Here is a 6,237-nt window from a genome sequence, read left to right as displayed (position 1 = left end):
GTAGCTCCCTCGTGCGCTCTCCTGTTCCTGCCTTTCGGTTTACCGGTGTCATTCCGCTGTTATGTGGCCGCGTTTGTCTCATTCCACGCCTGACACTCAGTTCCGGGTAGGCAGTTCGCTCCAAGCTGGACTGTATGCACGACCCCCCCGTTCAGTCCGACTACCACGCCCATTCCGGTAACTATCAACTTGAGTCCAACCCGGAAAGACACGACAAAATCGCCATTGGCGGTAGCCACTGGTAAGCAGGATGTGCGAGAGATGTATCGAGAGTTCTTGAAGTGGTGGCCGGACTACGGCTACACTGGAAGGACAGATTTGGTGACACGTCTCGCACAAGACTGTTACCACGGTTCAGAAGTTCCCCAACTTACTGAACCTTCGAAAAACCACCTCCCCAGGTGGTTTTTTCGTTTTCAGAGCAAGAGATTACGCGCAGAGCAAAACGATCTCAAGAAGATCATTTTACAAATTGGATAATATCCCTCCGCCCCTAACACTAATATAAAATTATCGGGCTTGCATGCCCCTCACCATTTTCCCCATATCCACCACCAAACAATAGTTCGTCGAGTTCTTTGCTAGCTTGATCAATACACGCAGCCACATGAATAGCAGAAGGGTACTCATCATACTGAAAATTATCGCTTTTTTCAGGAGGGAGTCGATCATAATACGGATGACAATCCACATAATAATGACGTATTAGCATCCCAGTTTTATCTTCGTACTCTGATGGCTGCAACGTACTCCCTGGGAAAGCTTTTGCAACATGTATAGCAGCTTGAAAGGTATCAAAATATCGCCCAAACATTGGCGTTTCAAAGCTAGGCGACTCTGTCGAAAAATCCCCCATAACTTGCGCCAAATAACCATTATCTATCTGCCATTGAACATCTGATCCCATAGCCCACTCTCCCAGAGTTACTCCTAATAAATAACCATAATATGTATTTACCATAACGCTTCATGTTATGAATCAGCAGCAGCCAGCTCCGCAAGCCTCTTACACGTAGGCGTAAAAAAACCCGCACAGGGCGGGTTTAGGGATAGTGCATGGTTCTGGCACGATAAAACCAATCCTGCGCAGCAACATCATCTTGCTCGACCCCCCATCCATTTTTATACATCTCACCAAGAGATGCCTGAGCTCCTGCATGATCTTGCTCAGCGGCCAGAATAAACCAATGGAAAGCCTGCCTATCACTTTGCTCAACGCCCATACCGAGATGGTACATCCAGCCAAGTTTAAATTGGGCACTACTGTGGTCTTGCTTCGCAGCACAGAGAAACCATTCGACTGCTAACGCATCATTTCTTAAATCAGAGAAAGCATACAGCCTTCCAAGCTGAAACTGAGCCTCTGCATGACCTTGCTCAGCAGCTTTCTGATACCATTCCGAAGCTTTTTGAGCATCTTTATATCCACCTAACCCCAGATGATATGCCCAACCAAGACTAAACTGGGCATCATCATGGCCTTGCTCAGCTGCAAGCTGAAACCAGTATATAGCCTGCTTATAATCCTGATGCACACCAAGACCGCATGAGAATATCTTACCCAGATGAAATCTAGCCTGGCTATCTCCAGCAGTAGCTAGTGCTAACCAGCGCTCAACAGAGAGTGACGGCATAAGGTCATCCCTTAATTGTGATCTGAATATCATCCTCATTCACACCAAAATATAAAGCCAACCCTGCTTTAGCCTCTTTTAGATTTATCGGCCTAACTCTGTTGCTATCCTCCTCATACTCATCATATTCATCCCCGCCTTTTATCGTATTCAAGACTAAGGAATCCTCTTTAGGTAGGGGTTGGAAATCCACTTTGGAGATATCAATTCCCATGTCTTCAAGTTTTCTATAGGAGACTGGATTACGATTGCCGTCCCACTGCCCAGGGATATCAATTTCAGCATAGGAATCAATATTTATGATCCAGCGCTTAGGGTTTTCATGGGCTCGACTTACTCCGGATATTTTCCCGATCATAAATGCATGATGATGCTTAGCCTCCTGACTACCCCAGTCTTTTTTCGAATTTTGGACGCAAACCAGGTACGGAAGCTTAGCTACGTGAGTAGCATCAAGTCTCCAAGCCTGGCTTCCTCCACTATTTAAAATCTCAGTAATACCCCTGGCCGTAAGAACAGTAATGCAGTCAGTATCAAGCATAGATATCTCCATTTTTGTTTTAAAAAAGGCAAGTCACCGCGTAATGACAATCTTTTTAGCATCAAAAACGGAAGAGCTCAACATAAAACCACAAGATATATACAAATAACTATCCGAAGTACTACGACGATTACTCCTGGGGCTGCAAAAAAACCAGTAAAACACTACTCGACTTCGGCCGGAGGGCTTTTTCTCTCTGGACTCAGTCTGAGTGACAACATGATGTGTGAAGTAAGAACCCGCCACACCGCCGCATTTAACATAAGAGTTCTTGGCCGCACCCCCTGAGAGCCCCTCAGCGCGTTTCTGCGGCCTGAGGGCCGTTTCCGGCACCTTTCCCCGGCCCAAACCCTGAAAAACGCCCCTGATAATTTCTGCGCGGCTGCATGGCTATGCACAAGAGTGAATGGCGGCCGGTTTCGTGAAGGAAATACCGTGAAAGCTCCGAAAGAAACGCTTAATTGCACAGCAGCACATGAACGTGATCAGATGAAATCTGTCTACTGCCGCACTTCTTCACGAAAGGCCCGCTGAGCGTCAGATTCGGGCCTTTCTTACTAAAAAGATTTCAATAGAATTTTTTAGCAGGCGATTTTTATCTATAACCATACATTGAGCATAGAAGACCCAAATTTATGTATGACTCAATAGAAAAAAACAAATCACAGCCATCTAAACACTGAGACAGCAAGCCAAACAAAAATCAAAGAAATAACTCCATTTTTAATCAAATAATATAGTTTTCGATTCCTTTTTTTTAGCTTCTGACCTGCATCACGAATAGCATTAACATATTTAAATAAATGATTTATAGCACCAGTCCTGTCATTATTATCGTTGGGTGATGCTGCCGCTGACATTAGCACCCCACCTATCCACCTATTTATTTTTTGTGACCACCGCCACTTCATCGGCCTTTCTATATCACAGAACAAAATAATACGTGTCTGCTCGGTATCATTCTGAGCCCAGTGAACAAAAGTTTCGTCAAAAATTATCACTTCACCATCATGCCAACTGCGGCGTACACCATCAACTTCAATAAAACACCGTTCATCATTTGGTGTTGATAATCCTAAATGATAACGAACTGAACCGGCATAAGGGTCACGATGCTTTCCTAAATGGCTTCCTGAAGGCAATTCAGCAAACATCGCTGCTTTAATACAGGGAATAGAGCTAACCAGTTGGGTTGTTACTGGGCAAAGCCGCTCCGCTGATGGATGAGCATCTCCATACCACTTGAGGTAAAAGCGCTTCCAACCGCGCTTAAAAAATGTATTAAATCCTGCATCATTATTTTTTTCAGATGATTTAATGTGCCCTTGCAAATTAACAGCTTCGTCTCTTATAACCTGCCAGTTATCAATTAATGGTTGAAGTTCAGGAAATGTTTCTGGGGGAAACCATGCCTGCTTTGACGGCAGCTTCGAAAAGCCTGTCATAAACATATTTATCGGAGCCATAAATGTTGAATGATCAAATAACTGCCTGGAAAACTTTTGTTTTATTTTACCGCGAGAATGCGCATACAATACACTGATAAGAAAAACAAAAATAATAATAAGTGACAGCATGTGTATATTCCTTGTTCACGCCAATAATAAAAATCTCTTAAAGATAACATAATGAATGCACTTAAATTATAATCTAAATGCTATTTATCAATAGTATAATCGAAGCTTCACCAGAACATATCTACTACACAGGCAGAGAGGATTTCAGCAGGAATTATGCTGAAATGAATCAAAGGGACGGACCGTGATATACCCGCTGTCGCTGTGATCGTTCGAGCTCCAGCGCTTTCTGATGCCGCGCCTCCCGCACCTGCTGCAGCTCGACGGCATTCAGCCGCTCGACAACCGGCGCAGCTGATCGCTCAAACTCTGCACCTGCCTGCTCAAGCCCGTGACGCGCTCGCTCAGCGCCGCGTTCTCCCGTTGCATAAGACCAGACATCGTCCGCCATTCCGCGAAGGCGCTCTCCCACTCGTCCAGCCTTTTCGAGTAGTCCTGCTGTAGCTGCTCTAATGCGCTCAGCAACTGTTTTTCCAGCTCTGTCATGTGCTATTTCCCCGCCAGTATCATCCAGCTCGAATCCTCTCCGAACCGTCCCGCTTCCGGGTTCACCCTCACGCAGCGGCGTCTCTGCTCGCCGCAGGTCGAGAGCTGCACGCCGCTGTTCCGCTCGGACAGCATCGCCTGCGTGCTCTTCTGCTCCCGGATGCTCACGTAATTGTCGAGTATCTGCTGACTCTGCCACCACAGAATGGCCGCGTTCGAGGCGATCAGCAGCACGGAGACCAGGACGATGGTCAGCCACGTCTGGCTGACCATGCGCAGCATCCCTTTCGTACGCTGGCTCATGGCTGAGGACAGCTTCCGGTCGTGGTCGAGGATGGCGGCGCTGATTCTCTTCTCGCTTTCGCTCAGTTCCGCTCTGACAGACTTCTCGTGCTCGCTGAATGCGGCTTTCAGCATCTCGCCGGTACTCTGCTGCTGCGCTTTCGATTTCTGCTCTAAGTCCTTCGCCAGCGTTAAAAGACTGTTCATAGATGGCTCCCTTCAGTCGGATGTTTCGCCCCCCGTCCGGGTCGGCAATGCTGATGCTGCTTTTTGTGGTGCGTACCACCTCAAAACCTGCGCTTTCCAGCGCCTCAGTGACGTCCTGGCGGGTTTTCAGCTCCCCGGACGAGGCCAAGGCCAGTAAACCCCGTGTAATTGCCTGAGCGGCTTCCTGCTTCGTTTCCGGCAGCGCGGACGGCGTGACCAGCGCCCGCCGGTTTTCAGGCGCGTTCGGGTCATGCAGCCCCAGCCTGCCGTTCACGATGGTCTGCCAGGCATCAATGCGCGGACGGTCGGCGCGGTCGTAATACGGCTGGAGACGCTTGCCAGTCAGCAGCTCCGTGTTCGGGATCAGGAAGTTCAGCTCCAGCCGCCCCTTATCCTGGTGCTCAACCCACAGCACGCTGTACTGGTCTTTGTCGAGTCCGGGCATCAGAACCCGTTCAAAGCTCGCCATCAGCTTTTCGCGCTGCCCGGGCGGTAAATCCTTTTCGGCAAAGGACAGGACGCCGGATGTGTACTTTTTTGCGTAGGGTGAGGCGTCGATAAGCTCCCTGACTTCTTCCGGCTTCCCCTGCAGAACGGTGGCGCCCTCGCGCTGTCGGTCTTTCCCCAGCAGATAATCCACCGGACCGGCGCCACCGCCGCGCCCTCGCGGGTGAAACTTAACGATCATCGTCTGCACCCTTTTCCAGCACGGCATGCCGCAGCCGCTCGAGTCCGGCATCTATGGCCATCAGCGCGGCGACGACCTGCACGCGGTCGTGCCCGCTGCCACCACCGGCGTTAACCTGCCGGGCAATCTGGTTAAGGTTGTTCCCCATGCCGGCAAGCTGACGAAGCAGCGCCGGCGAGATCGAGGGAAGCTTGCCGGCGCGGGCGGGTTTCTCGTCCAGGCACGTCTGGCGCATCCAGGCTGCAAGCTGTTTACCGTCGCAGCGCTCCAGCAGACGCCGGTGCTCATCCTCGGTCACCCACATCGTGAGCATTTTGCTGCGTTTGTCTGCCAATCCGGCCTCCTGATAACGCCGGGACGGGCGGGAAATCTTTTCCCGGTCGGCGCGGTGTTGGACAAGCCGCAGGCGCGTCAGTGGTTTTAGCGGGTTTCGGGGCGCAGCCCTGAACCAGTCACGTAGCGCTAGCGGAGTGTATACTGGCTTAATATGGTAAATCGAAGTGGGAATTCAGGGAAGTGCTTCATGTGGCAGGTAAAAAATGCGTCTGTGGGGCGTAAGTGCGAAATGCTGGGGACGATGAAATGACGCCTCCTCGCTCACTCGGTCGCTACGCTCCTGCCGTGAGACTGCGGCGGGCGTTACCGGCTCACGAATGGCGGGATAAAGAGATGGCGCTCAAATCAGGAAGGGCTGGGAAAAGGATGCGGCGTTGCCGTTTTTCCATAGGCTCCGCCCCCCTGACAAGCATCACGAAATATGACGCTCAAATCAGTGGCGGCGAAACCCGACAGGACTATAAAGATCCCAGGCGTTTCCCCCTG

At 50.0% G+C, this 6,237-nt stretch carries 7 protein-coding genes; 1 reads left to right on the top strand and 6 read right to left on the bottom strand.

Translation table 11 applies throughout. The features are described from left to right. Positions 1-134: 134 nt before the first annotated feature. A complete protein-coding gene (locus tag ACQG0T_RS24035; protein ID WP_048246078.1) occupies positions 135-245 on the top strand; it encodes a hypothetical protein in 111 nt (36 codons plus the stop codon). A 254-nt stretch (positions 246-499) separates the two neighbouring features. Here the strand turns inward: ACQG0T_RS24035 and ACQG0T_RS24030 are convergent, their stop codons facing one another. The 6 genes from ACQG0T_RS24030 to ACQG0T_RS24005 form a co-directional block, all read right to left on the bottom strand. Beyond that, entirely contained in the window at positions 500-961 is a 462-nt protein-coding gene (locus tag ACQG0T_RS24030) for a hypothetical protein (protein WP_065707752.1), read from the bottom strand. A gap of 82 nt (positions 962-1,043) precedes the next feature. Next, a complete protein-coding gene (locus tag ACQG0T_RS24025) occupies positions 1,044-1,634 on the bottom strand; it encodes a tetratricopeptide repeat protein (protein ID WP_023343079.1) in 591 nt (196 codons plus the stop codon). A 4-nt stretch (positions 1,635-1,638) separates the two neighbouring features. Beyond that, entirely contained in the window at positions 1,639-2,175 is a 537-nt protein-coding gene (locus ACQG0T_RS24020; RefSeq protein ID WP_023343080.1) for a hypothetical protein, read from the bottom strand. Between the two features lie 662 nt (positions 2,176-2,837). Next, on the bottom strand, positions 2,838-3,752 hold the full coding sequence (lpxO, locus tag ACQG0T_RS24015) for a lipid A hydroxylase LpxO (protein ID WP_023343074.1): 915 nt from the start codon (positions 3,750-3,752) through the stop codon (positions 2,838-2,840). A gap of 169 nt (positions 3,753-3,921) precedes the next feature. Continuing rightward, positions 3,922-5,415, bottom strand: coding sequence for a plasmid mobilization relaxase MbeA (gene mbeA, locus ACQG0T_RS24010; RefSeq protein ID WP_071789897.1), 1,494 nt, complete (start codon positions 5,413-5,415; stop codon positions 3,922-3,924). After that, a complete protein-coding gene (locus ACQG0T_RS24005; protein WP_001445156.1) occupies positions 5,405-5,728 on the bottom strand; it encodes a MobC family plasmid mobilization relaxosome protein in 324 nt (107 codons plus the stop codon). Before ACQG0T_RS24005 ends, mbeA begins: the two co-directional genes overlap by 11 nt. Between the last annotated feature and the right edge of the window lie 509 nt (positions 5,729-6,237).

Source organism: Enterobacter cloacae complex sp. 302F9 (assembly GCF_050030335.1).
Taxonomy (GTDB): domain Bacteria; phylum Pseudomonadota; class Gammaproteobacteria; order Enterobacterales; family Enterobacteriaceae; genus Enterobacter; species Enterobacter hormaechei_C.
Note: the sequence above shows the minus strand (reverse complement) of the source record. Positions and strands in the feature narration are given on the sequence as shown.

What these genes read in the sequence shown, in the direction of transcription:
- lpxO (WP_023343074.1), bottom strand. Translation starts at nt 3,752, where the DNA reads ATGCTGTCACTTATTATTATTTTTGTTTTTCTTATCAGTGTATTGTAT.
- ACQG0T_RS24020 (WP_023343080.1), bottom strand. Translation starts at nt 2,175, where the DNA reads ATGCTTGATACTGACTGCATTACTGTTCTTACGGCCAGGGGTATTACT.
- ACQG0T_RS24005 (WP_001445156.1), bottom strand. Translation starts at nt 5,728, where the DNA reads ATGCTCACGATGTGGGTGACCGAGGATGAGCACCGGCGTCTGCTGGAG.
- ACQG0T_RS24030 (WP_065707752.1), bottom strand. Translation starts at nt 961, where the DNA reads ATGGTAAATACATATTATGGTTATTTATTAGGAGTAACTCTGGGAGAG.
- mbeA (WP_071789897.1), bottom strand. Translation starts at nt 5,415, where the DNA reads ATGATCGTTAAGTTTCACCCGCGAGGGCGCGGCGGTGGCGCCGGTCCG.
- ACQG0T_RS24025 (WP_023343079.1), bottom strand. Translation starts at nt 1,634, where the DNA reads ATGCCGTCACTCTCTGTTGAGCGCTGGTTAGCACTAGCTACTGCTGGA.
- ACQG0T_RS24035 (WP_048246078.1), top strand. Translation starts at nt 135, where the DNA reads ATGCACGACCCCCCCGTTCAGTCCGACTACCACGCCCATTCCGGTAAC.